Genomic DNA, 14523 nt, shown 5'->3' with positions numbered 1-14523 from the left:
TGGGACGATGAGCGATCTGCGCATCATCAATCTTGAAAAACAATACAGCCAGACGCCAAAAAAGAAAAATCCGGCATTTTCTTTGAAGCCGGTCGATCTGACCATAAACGAAGGCGAGTTTTTTTCTCTGCTTGGCCCTTCTGGGTGCGGCAAAACAACGCTTTTGAAACTGGTGGCAGGCCTGGTGCAGCCGGACGCAGGCGAAATCTGGATAGGAGACGCCAATATAACGGCAGTTCCACCCGAAGCCAGAAGATTCGCCATGGTGTTTCAGCAATCCCTGCTGTTTCCGCATATGACAGTGGAGGACAATGTGGGCTTCGGTTTAAAAATGCAGAAAATCGGCAAAAAACAGCGCTTGGCCCAGGCGCGTGACATGCTTGTTCATGTCGGGCTCGACGGGTTCGGCAGCCGCTTTCCGGATCAATTGAGCGGCGGCCAGCAGCAGCGTGTAGCGTTGGCAAGAGCCTTGGTATCCAACCCGCGTGTCTTGCTGATGGATGAACCGTTCAGTGCCTTGGATCCCGGCCTTCGGGAAGAAATGAGGGACCTGCTCAGCCGCATCCATAAAGAATTTCGTTTTACGGTGCTGTTCGTTACCCATGACCGTGAAGAAGCTTTCCATTTGTCCGACCGAATCGGAGTCATGAGCGAAGGACGTTTGCTGCAGGTTGGAAAGGCGAAAGACATCTATGAACAGCCCGAAAGCAAGAAAGTTGCCAGATTCCTTGGACTGAAAAATATCATTGAAGGGAACGTTGCAAACGGCCGCTTCGCTTCAATGGATCAGGCCATTGAATTTCCGGTAGGCGAGAGCATTAAGTCAGGTGCTTCCTACATGGTATTGCGCCCGGAAATGTTGAAGGCAGCCCATCGCCATGACTTGCAGTCCCCTGATTCCTTGTACTTAAGGGGAACGATACAGCAGCTGCGCTTTAACCACGGATTCTATACAGCAACCGTACAAGTGGAGGGACATCAATTGGAAAGCCATTTTTCCAACCAAGAAGCCGAGGGCATGGCCGTCGGACAGGAAATTCTGTTGGTGGTTGAGCTGGATGCAATTCATTTAACTTCTGAATAAGTTTATGAATAATAATGAATAAAAGCCGGTACTCTAAATGAGTGCCGGCTTTTATTGATATTCGTATATATTCACTCAGGGTTTTCGAGACTGCGAAAATTCAATGGATAATTTGTTGGATGATATTATTTGTTATTCGTGAATAATTTAATGAATAGAATTATTTGTTCTCGCTCTAATTTAACAGCAGTTATTTCCCGCTCCGGCAATGGTGAATGTTAACGGCCGGCTGCTGCAGACGCCTGTTTCAGGCAAATCCAATTCAACGCGCACTGCTGCTTCGTAATCGCCTGAAAGGTGGGCAACGACAGAACGGGCTTGTTCAAAGCCGGTGGCCATCAAGAAGGTAGGCGCCCGTCCGTAGCTTTTCGCACCGATAATATAGAAGTTTTTTTCCGGCTGGCGCAGTTCCCGTTCGCCATGTGGCCGCACCGTGCCGCAGCTATGGACGTTCGGGTCAATGAGCGGCGCCAGTGCAGGCACACTTTCAGAAGCTGGATCAAATGCATAGCGGATCTCACGCAAGAAATCAAAGCTTGGGCGGGAACCGGTATTGGCGATTACCCGGTCGAATGGGCCAAGCTCCAGTTCTTCGCCATATCGAAATGCTGTCAGTATGGCCAGGCCATTGCCTAACTGCGCGGACTGGATAAAGCAGGATGTCAGCACATCGATTTGCCCAGCATCCAGCAATGCTTTGACTCGTTGCCCAAGTGCTCCACGCTCCGGCAATTGGTCAGCGTCTCCGCCGCCTAAAGCCTCTTCAACCGAAGATTTCCGGACAATCCATGTAATCTGCGTTTCTGGAAATGCCGCTTTCAGGCCGACCAAATCCAACAAGGAATTCAAAGCGGAGTGGCCGCTGCCGACTACCGCAATCCGTTTGTTTTCATAATGCTTTTGGTCCTCTCCAAGAATCGCTGGAATACCGTAATCCACTAATCCTGAAGTTTTGTCCGCCACACCGCCAGACACGATCGGATTGGGGTTTTGCCACGTACCGGTTGCATCGATGACTGCACGTGCCAATACGGTCCGGCGTTCACCGGATCCGATTTCGATAAGCAGTTCGAATGGTTTTTCTTCACGGCCGGCTGTTTTCATTTTATCCAATCCTTGCCGCTGCACATGAACAACTCGGCTGTTCAAGTGGATAAAAGGCTCCAGTTCCGGCAGTTGGCCAAGCGGCTGGAGGTATTGCTGGGCGATTTCCCGTCCATAAGGCAGCCGGTCCGGATCCGGCAAAGCGATTCCATGCTCTTTGAATAAAGCTTTGGAAGCCGCGTCAATATTATAGCGCCATGTGGAAAACAAACGGACATGGCCGTATTCAAGAAAATGTGTCCCAAGTCCGGAACCGGCTTCAAATAAGACGAATGGCTGCTTGTACTGGACCAGCTGAGCGGCCGCTGCTAACCCTGCAGGTCCGCCCCCGATAATTGCTATGGGTAAAGTGGTGGTCATTTTAAAGGACTCCTTTTATTTTAAAAATTGATGATCCTATATCGCTTTCTGTCCATGCAAAACATCATTGGCTGAATCGGACATTCATGTCACGTTGATGAGGGAGCTGTACAGCTGCTTAGGGAGCAGGCGTTCCATTTCAACGGATTCCAGCGCGTAATAGCTCCATGTTCCTTTGGTTTCCTTAGTCAAAAGGCCGGCATTCAACAGAATCTTCAAATGGTAGGATAGCTTTGATTGAGGCATTGCCATCTCTTCAACAAGATCGCAGACACAGACAGAACCTTTCTTTCCGATCAGTTTCAGCAATTCCAGCCGTTTCGGATCGGCCAGAGCTTTGAATTGTATGGCATAGGTTTCATAATCTGCAGGAGCTCTGAGTTCTTTTTCCAGCTGGTAAGCCATGCTTAACACACCTTTCATTAAATCAATTTTATTTGATGAATCAAGTATAGAACTCTAAACAGCTGTTTTCAAGCTTTAAATCAAATTTTCTTGATTTAAGGATTGAATCTTTATCGCAATTGACTTATATAACGAAATGGTTATATACTGAAATCAAAGGAGTGGATCTTCATGGAGACTTTAGCAAAAACAACTGCAGCTGACGTCACGGCTTGCCTGAAAGCCGTCAGCGATCCCACACGCCTGCTGATGATGAAGCTGGTGGAGACCAATGAACTATGTGTCTGCCAGTTTGTCGAGATGTTCGGCATGAGCCAGCCGGCCATCAGCCAGCACCTGCGTAAGCTGAAACAAGCAGGACTGGTGAAAGAAAACAGAAAAGGGCAATGGCGCTTTTATTCCTTGAACCAGGATTCGGTGCATGCGCCGCTGCTGCAGAATATTTTGAGCCATATTGAAGAGGCAGACCCCCAGCTATTAGCGCTGCGCGCCAAAGAAGCTCCAGTGGATTGCTGCTGATAAGAAGAGAATCGCAGACAAAAATAAGCGGCTGCCAAAAGCTGCTCAATTGAGGAGAACCTAATTATGCCGAAAAAAACGATTTATTTTTTATGTACCGGAAATTCCTGCCGCAGCCAAATGGCTGAAGGCTGGGCGAAACAACATTTAGCTGGAGAGTGGGATGTTTACAGTGCCGGCATCGAAGCTCATGGCTTAAATCCGAACGCGGTAAAAGCCATGAATGAAGTGGGCATCGACATCTCAACCCAAACTTCTGACATCATTGATCCAGAATTGTTGAATAGCGCGGATTTCGTTGTGACGCTTTGCGGCGATGCAGCCGATAAATGTCCGATGACTCCGCCTCACGTCAGACGTGAACATTGGGGCTTTGAAGATCCAGCGAAAGCACAAGGGACAGATGAAGAAAAATGGACAGTGTTCCAAACAGTCCGTGATGCAATCGGCACCCGTATCGAAACTTTTGCCAAAACGGGAAACTGAATGTTAAAGGAGAATGTCTGATGACTAAAGTGACGATATACGATCCAGCTATGTGCTGTGATACCGGTGTTTGCGGTCCGGTAGTAGACCCGAAACTGACTGCAGTGGCAGCCGCTGTTTTTTCGTTGGAGAAAAAAGGCTTCGACATCAAGCGGTTTAATTTAGGGACTGACCCTGCTGCTTTTGTGGAAAATAAAACGGTCAATGCGCTATTGTTCGACAAAGGTGTCGAATCGTTGCCGCTCACAATCGTTGATGGGGAAGTGGCTAAAACCGGAGAATACCCGACTGCCCAGGAATTTGCTGCCTGGTTCAAAGTGGAGGAAACGGAATTGCAGCCGGTTAAACAACCCGGGATTCCACTGAACGTCAAAATTGCATCATCCGGTGCAAAATGACCGGCGATATCTTTAAACCGGCTGATATCAGCGGAACACCATTTTTGTTTTTCACAGGCAAAGGCGGAGTCGGCAAGACTTCCACTGCGTCTGCTACTGCTGTCGCTTTAGCGGATTCCGGCAAACGGGTACTGTTGGTAAGTACGGACCCGGCTTCCAACCTGCAGGACGTTTTTAATGTGGAACTGACCAACGAACCACAGGCGATAGAAGGGATCCAGAACTTGTTCGCCTGCAACCTCGATCCGGAAGAAGCGGCGCGCGCCTACCGGAATTCAGTGGTGGGGCCTTACCGCGGCAAATTGCCGGAAGCGGTCATCAAAGGGATGGAAGAGCAGTTGTCCGGTGCCTGCACGGTAGAAATCGCGGCATTCGACGAATTCACCAAGCTCTTGGCCGACAAACGCGTCATGGACGATTACGATCATATTCTTTTTGATACGGCACCGACCGGCCATACCTTGCGGCTCTTGAAGCTGCCGACTGCCTGGAGCGGATTTTTGGATGAGTCCACACATGGGGCGTCTTGCCTCGGGCCGCTCGCTGGACTGGATGCCAAAAAGGAACTGTATGCCAGTACTATGGATGCATTGTCCGATCCGAGCCAGACTGCATTGATCCTGGTGGCGCGTCCGGACACGGCTTCGTTCAAGGAAGCTGCCCGTGCGTCCCAGGAGCTTCAATCCATCGGCATCGAGAATCAGCTGCTGATTTTGAACGGTATCTATTCTCCGAAACAAAACGAAGACCCGGTGTCACAGGCGTTTGCCCTTCAGCATCACCAGGCTTTGCAGCAAATGCCTCAAGCTTTGAAGAACTTGCCGGCACACAGACTGCCGTTCGTGGCATTCCCATTGACCGGCATCACGAACTTGCGGCGTTTGTTCACTCAACCGGATTGGCGTCCCGAACCACTGGAAATTGGGGAGCAACTGCCAGCCGGACTTGAACAGTTGAAGGATTTAGTCGACCATTATTCAGTGAACAATACACGTGTCATTTTGACAATGGGCAAAGGCGGAGTCGGCAAGACAACGGTTGCATCGCTGCTTGCGGTCGGTCTGGCTGAAAAAGGCCATCCTGTGCACTTGACGACAACCGATCCTGCGGCGCATTTGGCGGACCGCTTTGAAGGAACCGGCGGTGATCGGTTGACGGTTTCCCGCATCGATCCGGAGCTTGAAATCGAAGCCTACAAAGCACAAGTTTTGGCAGCGGCAGGTCCGCTTGACGAGGAAGCACGAGCTTATTTGGAAGAAGATCTGCGTTCACCGTGCACCGAAGAAATTGCAGTGTTCCGTGCGTTCGCGGAAGTGGTGGCTAAAGCGGACAACGAAATCGTCATCATCGATACGGCGCCAACAGGGCATACTTTATTGCTGCTGGATGCGGCACAGACCTACCACAAGGAATTGGCACGCTCGACTGGAGAAGTTCCGCAAAGCGTCCAAAACCTGTTGCCGCGCCTGCGCAATCCAGAAGAAACCGATGTTCTGCTCGTCACCTTGCCGGAAGCGACTCCGGTTTTTGAAGCAGCTCGCCTGCAGAAAGACTTAGAGCGTGCAGGAATCGTTGCGAAAAACTGGGTCATCAACCAAAGCCTGGGAGGGACAGGAACAATGGAAGCTCTTCTGCAAGCCAAAGCCCAAAGTGAATGGCCGTGGATTCAAAAAGTCAGCCGTGAGCTTGCTGCGCGCACGGCGCTGATCCCATGGCAGGCACAGGACAGCATCGGCTATGATAAAATGAAGAGACTCATCACAACAGAAAAGGGGATTTTTTAATGAACATCACACAACCGGCAAAAGACATGCTGTTGGAATCCATGAAAGAAAATGCAGCACAAGGCATCCGTTTTTATTTCGCGGGGCAAGGCTGTTGCGGGCCGCAATTCGGCTTGTCGATGGACGCGCCGGAACAAGGCGACGTCATCAAGCAAATCAACGGCATCCAAGTTGCGCTTGACGAACGCGTCAGCACGATGGTGGAAGAAGTGTCGCTTGATTTCAAAGACGGCGGACTGGTGCTTGAAGGTCTTCCTGAAAACAATTGTTAAAATGGCCATAATGAATTTCCAAACCGGAAGCCCGATAAACGGAGCTTCTGGTTTTTTCTTTGGTCGTCCGAATTGTCGAGCGATTCCGAAAACTGTATTGACACAGTTAAGGGCACTACCTATACTTGATATATAACAGTGAAGCAATTTACAGACGAAAGGGGATTTACTTATGCTGGCAACTTTAACACCACTCGATTGGAAACGCCGTGCAGTCAAATACTACCCGGAGAAAATTGCGGTCATCGATGGAGACAAGAAATTTACATACAAAGAATTCGGAAACCGGGTGGACCGGCTTTCCATCGCCTTACATAATGCCGGCATCAAAGAAAAAGAACATGTGGCGGTCATGCTGCCGAATAACCATGCGATGCTGGAATGCTTTTATGGCATCCCGCCGCTGGGAGCAGTCATCGTCCCGCTCAATTACCGCCTGTCGACAAAAGATTTGGCGTACATTTTAAAGCATAGCGATGCCAAAATGTTGATTGTCGATGCGGAATTCGGCAAATTGATCGAAGAAATCCAAGACGAACTGCCGATCGAAAAGTACATCATCGTTCCGGTAGAAGGCTGTGAATCAGCGATCAAAGGCGTCGATTACGAAGAATTTATCGGTGAAGTGCCGGAAGATGCCAAAGTTCCGACGGTAGAATTGGATGAAAATCAGATGCTGTCCCTTAACTACACAAGCGGCACGACATCCAATCCGAAAGGGGTTATGCAGACCCACCGCACGAATTACATGAATGCGGCAAACTTCCTGCATCACTTGGAAATCAAATACGATGATGTTTATTTGCATACCTTGCCGATGTTCCATACAAACGGCTGGGGCGGCGTCTGGGCAATTACGGCTGCGGGCGGTACTCATGTCTGCTTGCGCAAAGTCGATCCGCCATTGATTCTTGATCTTTTCGAGAATCACGGCATCACTTCACTTTGTGGAGCACCGACAGTCGTCAATATGCTGGTCAATGACCCGAAAGCGAAAGAAATCGAACTCAAGCAAAAAATCCGTATGGGAACAGCGGGAGCGCCTCCTGCGGCGGCATTGATCGCCAAAGCACAAAGCATCCTCAGCTTGAATATGATGCATGTGTATGGATTGACGGAAACGTCGCCGTTCATTCTATACTGTGAATGGAAAAATGAATTCAATGACCTCGATCCTGAACAACAGGCTTCCATCAAAGCACGTCAAGGCATCGAGCTGGCATTCAACGGGGAAACCAAAGTCGTCAACCAGGAAGACGGCGAAGAAGTTGCATGGAACGGCAAGGAACTGGGAGAAATCGTCACTCGCGGCAATGTCGTAATGGCCGGTTATTACAAAGATCCGGAGAAAACGGCAGAAGCGATCCGTGACGGCTGGTTCTATACAGGCGACTTGGCGGTTACTCATCCGGATGGCTTTATCGAAATCCAGGACCGGATTAAGGATATGATCATTTCTGGAGGCGAAAACATTTCTTCTACTGAAATCGAAGGTGTACTGTACAAGCATCCGGCTATTGCCGAAGTTGCTGTCATCGCGGTTCCGGACGAAAAATGGGGAGAAGTCCCGAAAGCCATCATCGTCCTGCATAATGGGGCGGAAGTGACCGAAAAAGAAATTCTGGACTATACCCGTGAAAATATGTCCCGTTTCAAAGTACCGAAATCCGTAGATTTTGTAGAAGCCTTGCCAAAAACGGCAACGGGCAAACTGCAGAAATTCCAATTGCGTGAAATGTACTGGGGCGGCGGCAAAAAAGTAAATTGACCGACAGCCAACAGGCGAAGAGAAATCTTCGCCTGTATTTTTATTGGTTGTTTAAAGATTCGGAAAGTTTGATTGACAGCTAAGATCTGCATTCCTATACTAAAATAGACAAGCTTTACCATAGATGGAACGGAAGGGGATTGGGAGATATGATTGCACCATTAACACCGCTCGATTGGAAACGCAGAGCCATCAAGTATTATCCGGAGAAAGTGGCCGTCATCGATGAAGAGAAAACGTTTACATATAAGGAGTTCGGAGACCGGACTGACCGGCTGGCTTTTGCCTTGCATCAATCAGGAGTACAGCAAGGCGACCATGTCGCTGTTATGCTGCCGAACACCCATTATATGCTGGAATGCTTTTACGGCATCTGCCAAATGGGAGCGGTCATGGTGCCGCTCAATTACCGGTTGACCGCCAAAGACCTGGAATACATCATCAACCACAGCGATGCGAAGACTTTGATTGTTGATGCCGAATTCGGCAAGTTGATCGAGGAGATCCAGGACAAGCTGCCGATTGAGAAATACGTCGTGGTGGAAGTGGATGGCCACGAGTCGAAGATCAATGGCGTAACGTATGAAGACTTTATTGAAGTGAATCGTGATTTCTTGCTTCCGGAAGTGAGGATCGACGAAAACCAGATGCTGACGTTGAATTACACGAGCGGGACGACATCCAATCCGAAAGGGGTCATGCTGACGCATCGCAGCAATTACCTGAACGCCGCGAACTTCCTGTATCACTTGAAAGTGGAGCATGATGACGTCTATCTGCATACTTTGCCGATGTTCCATGCCAATGGCTGGGGTGGTGTCTGGGCGATCACCGCAGCTGGAGGCACCCATGTCTGCCTGCGTAAAGTCGATCCCCCGCTGATTTTGGAGCTGTTCGAGACGCATAAGATTTCCATCTTGTGCGGAGCGCCGACCGTCGTCAACATGCTGGTCAATGAACCAAAAGCGAAAACCATCAATATCATCACTAACCCGCGTATGGCAACAGCAGGCGCACCGCCTGCTGCTGCATTGATTGGCAAAGCGCAGGAATTATTGGGCTTGAACATGATGCACGTTTACGGGTTGACGGAAACTTCGCCGTTCATCCTTTACAACGAATGGAAAAAGGAATTTGATGACAAAACGCCGGAAGAACAAGCAACTATTAAAGCACGTCAAGGAATCGAGCTGGCATTCAACGGCGAAACCAAAGTCGTCAACCAGGAAGACGGCAAAGAAGTCGAATGGAACGGCAAGGAGCTGGGGGAAATCATCACCCGCGGCAATGTTGTCATGAGCGGCTATTACAAAGATCCGGAGAAAACTGGGGAAGCGATTAAAGACGGCTGGTTTTACACAGGGGATCTCGCTGTAACGTATCCGGACGGCTATATTGAAATCCAGGACCGTATCAAAGACATGATCATTTCTGGAGGAGAAAATATCTCTTCGACGGAAATCGAAGGCGTGCTTTACAAGCATCCGGATGTCTTGGAAGTGGCCGTCATCGCGGTTCCGGACGAGAAATGGGGAGAAGTGCCGAAAGCCATCATCGTCCTGCAGGCGGGAGCGAACGTCACCGAACAGGAAATCATCACTTATACGCGCGACAATATGGCGCATTTCAAGGCACCGAAATCCATCGAGTTCGTTGAGGCGCTGCCGAAGACTGCAACAGGCAAGCTGCAGAAATTCCGCTTGCGTGAAATGTACTGGAACGGCCCGAAAAAAGTGAATTGATCGGGTTGAATGAATAAACCAAAACGTCCGCAACTGCTGAAAAGCAATTTGTGGACGTTTTTTCGTTCTCAGAACGTCTTTAGCATAGCTATGGTTAAATAGAATAAACAAGTAGATATAAGAGTAAGGAAAAAAGGAGGGACAAGATGACTCAATATTTTTATTTAGCGTCCGATCAAGTTTTATCTCCAGGAAACGGTTCACTGGAAATTACGGAGGCACCACCAGAGATGATTCAAGGTTTTCGTTTTCCTGTGCAAAGAGAAGTTTATAACGGCATAACAAAGCCATGGCAATTAAGAGAAATGCATCAATACATCATGAATCACCTGAATCGCTATGAGAAATGCACAGTTCAGGTGCCCCAATTGCTGAATTCGAATAAAGTGGACATGCGAATTCACAAAGAAACATTATTGAAAGTGGCGGAATTTAATCATCCTCAATCTTTATTATTGGCAGAAGGGGAATCTGTGACCATCAGAAAAGGATAACATGAAACTCAAAATCCTAGAATCGCGACAAAAAACAGTGTAAACACCAGGCTGAGGACTGAAGACTTTATCCAGCTGAACTTCCCGTTGATTCCAAGAAGCATACTGACAACAAAGTGGATGAATAGAATAGCTGAGAAAACAACAGCCATGGTTAAAAGTTGATAGAACATTGATTTTCACCGTCCTTTGATAAAAGAAAATTGAGTAAAGTTAAATCTAAAACAGATTCGAATGGGGGCATTAAATGTTTACTTTATTAGGTGAATTGGTTGCAGGGGTCTTCGGCATCGTTGGCTCAAGTGAAACCTTGAATACGAAAAAAATCAATCGGAATATAGAAAAATTGCTTGAATCCGAGTGGTTCAGTGAACTCTAAACGAACAAAAGATACCGCCATTTGTTTTTCGCGAATAAACGGATCAGATACCATTTGCAAAGCTCCAGACGTGCACAGAACATCATTCGCAGCGAAAAAGCGCAGAAAAAATTAGTGTTCCTTCTTGAGAAAGAATCAAAACGCTAACTTACTTGGTGTCTACATGATATGTAGAATAATTAAGTAACTCAATTTAGTTATTTGAATTTAAAAAGAAGGAGGGTAACGGAAATTTCCGATATCCTCCTTTTTTCTACTTATTCCTGCGCCAGATTCGATAAATAGTTTCTGCCTTCGAAAGCAATCCAGGCAACTGCAGCCAGCAACAGTCCAGACAACATAAAGACGGCACGGATGCCGAATAAATCAGCAAGTATCCCCATCAACAGTGAGGCAACTCCGAATGTACCGGTACCGATGGCTCCGAGCGTTGTAAATACTGTCGGCAGCCGTTCTGGTTGAACACTTGTCTGGATGACGGTCTGTTGCGGGATGTTCTTGAGCTGGCTGAAAATACCGACCACAAAAGAAAAGAGCAACGCCAGCAACGCGATATCGTTCCATCCAAATAAAAAGGTCGCCAGGCTGCTGAAGATGGCACCGCCAAAGATGAATCGGCTGAGATTCTTCGCAATGCAATCAGAAAAACGCAGGCAGAAAAGGCTGCCAGCAATCAAACCAAGGAAGAAAGAGCCGTTGATGAAGCCCCACCATTGTTCTTCTGCGCCAAGTGCCTCGCTGACAAATACATAGAGGATCGCTGCAATCCAGACAGCGCCGGCAATGGTTTCCAGTATATCCATCAAGGCAATGCGTTTCAGCACTGGAGAGGCCGATACCGTCTTCCAGCCATTGCTGATTTGCTGCCACTTTCCATGCTGTACCGCCGGTGTGAATTCAACGGCCTGCAGACTGATTAGCAGCAGGCTGGACAAGAAGAACAATCCGGCTGTTATCCAAACCAATTCAGTTGCCGTCAGCCAAATCAATAGCGAGCTGCCGACAAACCACATGGCCGTCTGGATCAGCTGAGTAAGCGTTTCGGTGAGCCCGTTGGCTTTTAAAAGCTGTTCTCTTTCGACATAGATCGGAATAAGGGAACGTGTGACGGGATTTGCACAGCCGTCCAGTATGGCCACCAGACTGATCAGTAAAAACAGCCACGGGTAATTGCTCAGTGAAAGAAACGGCAAACCCAACGCCAGTGCAATCAACAGGCCTGTTTTACCAATTTGAGACCCGGCAAGCAGCCACTTTAAATTGAAGCGCTGCATCAACATCGGCGTCAAAAGATTCGAAATGAACATCGAACCTGTGATGGCAAATGGTACGGCAGCGGCTGCAGTGGCTGAACCGGTCAACTCAAAAATCAGGTAAATGATACTGACGATGTACAGCACGTCACCGATATTGGCTACAGATTGCCCGGTTAATAAGTAGTTAAAGTTTCTATTCAGTTTCATGATGGATATCCCCCAACTGTTCATTTTGTAAATACTGTCTACAAGAAGGGGCTCGTTAAATTGGACAATTAGTCATCTTGAGTTTTCCTTTCTGGCCATACAAAACTCTGGGGGATTAGAGTTTGGTGAAATGTTTGATTATTGCCATTATACCTTATCAAGCTGGAAATTAAATGGCGTGTTAAGAAAAAAATGGATATAGTGGAAGAAAGAATCTTTTGTTCTTTGAGTAACTGGTACAGTTAGGAGGTCTGTTACATGAAATCGATCATTCGCTTATTGATTATGGTTTTACTGTCCATTATCGGTTTTTATCTGGTTTTGGCGGTCTTGATTTTTACGGTCAGTGATAGCGATGAAGTTATTCTCTATGCATTCGCGGTTGTCATTATTACGTTTCTGATTTTGATTCTTAACCAATTGGTCCGGATCACCGAACGGCTCAATCAGATAAAAAATAAGTAATATTAGGAAAGGTATGGTTATGTCACATAAAAAGCTACCATCGAAGCTCTGATAACAGCTTGTTAGATATTTAATCAAAGCAAAAAGAAGCGGCTCATGACTAGAGACATATCCTAAATGACTGAGGAATCAGTTCCTATTAATGGGCGCTCTTGATTTAATATGTGCTCATGGAGTAAGGTCGCCCTTAAAGGCTATTTGTCCATTACTAAAATGAATAATAATGAATAAAAATATTATGTACAAAGAGAGGTTTTCGAATTGAATAAAGAAATCATTAATTATTGGGATGAATTTCGAAAAAGTCAAGATCCAACATTGCCAGTGGAAGTGGAAGCTTTTCAATTTGGAGCGGATGCAGATTGGTTAGCGGAATTGGTTATGGATGGCAAGAAAACGGCTACTTGTTCAGCTCATGTGTTGTATGAATTGGAAGGCGAGGCAATACCTCACGTTGGCCAGTACAATATCGTTCTCAATTCAAAAGAAATGCCTGTTGCTGTTATCCGTATCACGGACGTCTCTTTGGTTCCGATGAACGAAGTGCCGGAAGAATTTGCGCTGGCAGAAGGCGAAGGAGATTACGATTATTGGTGGACCGCTCATAAGCAGTTTTTCAGCCAAGAGTTGGAAGTACACGGTTTAAGTTATGTAGAAAATCTTTTGCTTGTTTGCGAACGATTTGAAGTTGTTTATAAATAGAAAGTCATCATTATTTATATCAAAAAGGGGGGATAGAAATGGACAAAAAATTAGCAATATATATAGGTTTTGGCGCTATTATGGGTTTCTTTTTTGGGGGAATCTGGCAAGCCATCGCAGCAATGGCTTTGATCTATATTGCATTGCGTATGGATGAGCTGATAAAAGCTTTGACCGAGAGATCTTAAGCAGCCGTTGATTTGGGAGATATCAATTAAATAAGCAGGCATCAAAGAAAAATGCACCTGAATAAATGAAGCATTCCGTTATTTTGGAGCTCCATTTATTCAGGTGTTTTTCTATTTTAAGTATATCCAAAAACGTGCCAATTTAGGAAAATGACAATAAGGTGTTTTTTATTATAAATGTAATTAACTACTTAAGGATTTATTTTGAAATCAAAAACCGCCACCAAGAACTAAAACGAAAACCAAAAAATACAACAGAGAAAACGCAAAAATGTTCTGCTTTTCCTTAAAAAATAAAGAGGGAGTGGGTCATCCAGCGGCGAATAGAGGACTTAAGTTATTGCCGACAAGAAAAAGAGGAGGAAGGAACATGGGAAAAGTATATTTCGGCATGATTGTTTCGCTTGATGGGTTTATTAACGACCGCCATGGCAAGATAGACAAGCTTTACGAAACCTACCAGCCGCATTATGAATTTCCGGGTGCTGTCGTCATGGGGCGCAATAGTTTCGACATGGCCAGTGATCCGGATGGCTACGCTGACCACTATGAGTTTCAAGTGCCCTTGTTTGTATTGACCCACCAGCCGCCGGAAAAGCATCCGAAAGAAAACGGCCAATTGACTTTCACTTTTGTGACCGATGGCATTGAATCGGCCATCAGCCAGGCAAAGACAGCTGCAAGTGGCAAAGATGTACTGGTGTTTGGAGCAAATGTCTGCCAACAGCTGCTGCAGGCCAATTTGGCTGATGAGCTGCAGATTTGCTTCGCCCCTGTACTGCTGGGGGAAGGGACACGGTTTTTTGAACATTTGGAAGACCTCGACATTCAGTTGAAAAAGATTCGCACATACGTTGATGACGAGCAAGTAGAGATTTGGTACAAAATCAGTCAGCAAACAAACTAACAT

The 14523-nt window shown here is 46.9% G+C and carries 17 protein-coding genes; 14 read left to right on the top strand and 3 right to left on the bottom strand.

Annotated features, from left to right (window positions below):
* The first annotated feature begins 7 nt into the window (after positions 1–7).
* Positions 8–1084 carry an ABC transporter ATP-binding protein gene (locus H9630_RS11995; protein ID WP_191715726.1) on the top strand — a complete coding sequence of 359 codons (1077 nt, stop codon included), beginning with the start codon at positions 8–10 and terminating at the stop codon, positions 1082–1084.
* Between the two features lie 180 nt (positions 1085–1264).
* Here the strand turns inward: H9630_RS11995 and H9630_RS11990 are convergent, their stop codons facing one another.
* Both H9630_RS11990 and H9630_RS11985 read right to left on the bottom strand, forming a co-directional pair.
* On the bottom strand, positions 1265–2548 hold the full coding sequence (locus tag H9630_RS11990; RefSeq protein ID WP_191715725.1) for an NAD(P)-binding domain-containing protein: 1284 nt from the start codon (positions 2546–2548) through the stop codon (positions 1265–1267).
* Positions 2549–2632: 84 nt separating this feature from the next.
* Positions 2633–2953: an ArsR/SmtB family transcription factor gene (locus H9630_RS11985; RefSeq protein ID WP_191715724.1), complete on the bottom strand. Its 321-nt coding sequence runs from the start codon at positions 2951–2953 to the stop codon at positions 2633–2635.
* Between the two features lie 171 nt (positions 2954–3124).
* Here H9630_RS11985 and H9630_RS11980 point away from each other — a divergent pair, with 171 nt between their 5' ends.
* The 9 genes from H9630_RS11980 to H9630_RS18875 all read left to right on the top strand — a co-directional run bounded on the left by H9630_RS11980 (position 3125) and on the right by H9630_RS18875 (position 10795).
* Positions 3125–3472: an ArsR/SmtB family transcription factor gene (locus H9630_RS11980; RefSeq protein WP_191715723.1), complete on the top strand. Its 348-nt coding sequence runs from the start codon at positions 3125–3127 to the stop codon at positions 3470–3472.
* Between the two features lie 66 nt (positions 3473–3538).
* Complete coding sequence (arsC, locus tag H9630_RS11975) at positions 3539–3958, top strand: arsenate reductase (thioredoxin) (protein ID WP_191715722.1); 420 nt, start codon at positions 3539–3541, stop codon at positions 3956–3958.
* Positions 3959–3978: 20 nt separating this feature from the next.
* The gene (gene arsD, locus H9630_RS11970) at positions 3979–4356 is read left to right on the top strand and encodes an arsenite efflux transporter metallochaperone ArsD (RefSeq protein ID WP_191715721.1); all 378 of its coding nucleotides are present in this window, start codon (positions 3979–3981) and stop codon (positions 4354–4356) included.
* Positions 4353–6140 carry an arsenical pump-driving ATPase gene (gene arsA / locus H9630_RS11965; RefSeq protein WP_191715720.1) on the top strand — a complete coding sequence of 596 codons (1788 nt, stop codon included), beginning with the start codon at positions 4353–4355 and terminating at the stop codon, positions 6138–6140. Before arsD ends, arsA begins: the two co-directional genes overlap by 4 nt.
* Positions 6140–6412, top strand: coding sequence for an iron-sulfur cluster assembly accessory protein (locus H9630_RS11960; protein WP_191715719.1), 273 nt, complete (start codon positions 6140–6142; stop codon positions 6410–6412). Before arsA ends, H9630_RS11960 begins: the two co-directional genes overlap by 1 nt.
* Before the next feature lie 172 nt (positions 6413–6584).
* On the top strand, positions 6585–8180 hold the full coding sequence (locus tag H9630_RS11955; RefSeq protein ID WP_191715718.1) for a long-chain-fatty-acid--CoA ligase: 1596 nt from the start codon (positions 6585–6587) through the stop codon (positions 8178–8180).
* A gap of 149 nt (positions 8181–8329) precedes the next feature.
* Complete coding sequence (locus tag H9630_RS11950; protein ID WP_191715717.1) at positions 8330–9922, top strand: long-chain-fatty-acid--CoA ligase; 1593 nt, start codon at positions 8330–8332, stop codon at positions 9920–9922.
* Positions 9923–10068: 146 nt separating this feature from the next.
* Positions 10069–10416: a hypothetical protein gene (locus H9630_RS11945; protein ID WP_191715716.1), complete on the top strand. Its 348-nt coding sequence runs from the start codon at positions 10069–10071 to the stop codon at positions 10414–10416.
* Positions 10417–10663: 247 nt separating this feature from the next.
* Positions 10664–10795 carry a hypothetical protein gene (locus H9630_RS18875; protein WP_263615970.1) on the top strand — a complete coding sequence of 44 codons (132 nt, stop codon included), beginning with the start codon at positions 10664–10666 and terminating at the stop codon, positions 10793–10795.
* Positions 10796–11052: 257 nt separating this feature from the next.
* Here H9630_RS18875 and H9630_RS11940 read toward each other — a convergent pair whose 3' ends face one another.
* Positions 11053–12258: an MFS transporter gene (locus H9630_RS11940; protein ID WP_191715715.1), complete on the bottom strand. Its 1206-nt coding sequence runs from the start codon at positions 12256–12258 to the stop codon at positions 11053–11055.
* A gap of 258 nt (positions 12259–12516) precedes the next feature.
* On the opposite strand from H9630_RS11940, the gene H9630_RS11935 reads away from it, so the two are divergent.
* The 4 genes from H9630_RS11935 (at position 12517) to H9630_RS11920 (ending at position 14520) form a co-directional block, all read left to right on the top strand.
* Positions 12517–12723 carry a hypothetical protein gene (locus H9630_RS11935; protein ID WP_191715714.1) on the top strand — a complete coding sequence of 69 codons (207 nt, stop codon included), beginning with the start codon at positions 12517–12519 and terminating at the stop codon, positions 12721–12723.
* 261 nt (positions 12724–12984) lie between these two features.
* Positions 12985–13425 (top strand): ASCH domain-containing protein, encoded by a 441-nt coding sequence (locus H9630_RS11930; RefSeq protein ID WP_191715713.1) that lies wholly within the window; start codon positions 12985–12987, stop codon positions 13423–13425.
* A 38-nt stretch (positions 13426–13463) separates the two neighbouring features.
* Positions 13464–13613: a hypothetical protein gene (locus H9630_RS11925; protein ID WP_191715712.1), complete on the top strand. Its 150-nt coding sequence runs from the start codon at positions 13464–13466 to the stop codon at positions 13611–13613.
* A gap of 370 nt (positions 13614–13983) precedes the next feature.
* Entirely contained in the window at positions 13984–14520 is a 537-nt protein-coding gene (locus H9630_RS11920) for a dihydrofolate reductase family protein (protein ID WP_191715711.1), read from the top strand.
* Positions 14521–14523 lie beyond the last annotated feature (3 nt).

Origin of the sequence: Planococcus wigleyi (assembly GCF_014836985.1) — a bacterium.
GTDB lineage: Bacteria > Bacillota > Bacilli > Bacillales_A > Planococcaceae > Planococcus > Planococcus notacanthi.
Note: the sequence above shows the minus strand (reverse complement) of the source record. Positions and strands in the feature narration are given on the sequence as shown.

What these genes read in the sequence shown, in the direction of transcription:
- arsC (WP_191715722.1), top strand. Translation starts at nt 3,539, where the DNA reads ATGCCGAAAAAAACGATTTATTTTTTATGTACCGGAAATTCCTGCCGC.
- H9630_RS11990 (WP_191715725.1), bottom strand. Translation starts at nt 2,548, where the DNA reads ATGACCACCACTTTACCCATAGCAATTATCGGGGGCGGACCTGCAGGG.
- H9630_RS11945 (WP_191715716.1), top strand. Translation starts at nt 10,069, where the DNA reads ATGACTCAATATTTTTATTTAGCGTCCGATCAAGTTTTATCTCCAGGA.
- H9630_RS11980 (WP_191715723.1), top strand. Translation starts at nt 3,125, where the DNA reads ATGGAGACTTTAGCAAAAACAACTGCAGCTGACGTCACGGCTTGCCTG.
- H9630_RS11940 (WP_191715715.1), bottom strand. Translation starts at nt 12,258, where the DNA reads ATGAAACTGAATAGAAACTTTAACTACTTATTAACCGGGCAATCTGTA.
- H9630_RS11920 (WP_191715711.1), top strand. Translation starts at nt 13,984, where the DNA reads ATGGGAAAAGTATATTTCGGCATGATTGTTTCGCTTGATGGGTTTATT.
- arsD (WP_191715721.1), top strand. Translation starts at nt 3,979, where the DNA reads ATGACTAAAGTGACGATATACGATCCAGCTATGTGCTGTGATACCGGT.
- H9630_RS11925 (WP_191715712.1), top strand. Translation starts at nt 13,464, where the DNA reads ATGGACAAAAAATTAGCAATATATATAGGTTTTGGCGCTATTATGGGT.
- H9630_RS11950 (WP_191715717.1), top strand. Translation starts at nt 8,330, where the DNA reads ATGATTGCACCATTAACACCGCTCGATTGGAAACGCAGAGCCATCAAG.
- arsA (WP_191715720.1), top strand. Translation starts at nt 4,353, where the DNA reads ATGACCGGCGATATCTTTAAACCGGCTGATATCAGCGGAACACCATTT.
- H9630_RS18875 (WP_263615970.1), top strand. Translation starts at nt 10,664, where the DNA reads ATGTTTACTTTATTAGGTGAATTGGTTGCAGGGGTCTTCGGCATCGTT.
- H9630_RS11960 (WP_191715719.1), top strand. Translation starts at nt 6,140, where the DNA reads ATGAACATCACACAACCGGCAAAAGACATGCTGTTGGAATCCATGAAA.
- H9630_RS11985 (WP_191715724.1), bottom strand. Translation starts at nt 2,953, where the DNA reads ATGGCTTACCAGCTGGAAAAAGAACTCAGAGCTCCTGCAGATTATGAA.
- H9630_RS11995 (WP_191715726.1), top strand. Translation starts at nt 8, where the DNA reads ATGAGCGATCTGCGCATCATCAATCTTGAAAAACAATACAGCCAGACG.
- H9630_RS11955 (WP_191715718.1), top strand. Translation starts at nt 6,585, where the DNA reads ATGCTGGCAACTTTAACACCACTCGATTGGAAACGCCGTGCAGTCAAA.
- H9630_RS11935 (WP_191715714.1), top strand. Translation starts at nt 12,517, where the DNA reads ATGAAATCGATCATTCGCTTATTGATTATGGTTTTACTGTCCATTATC.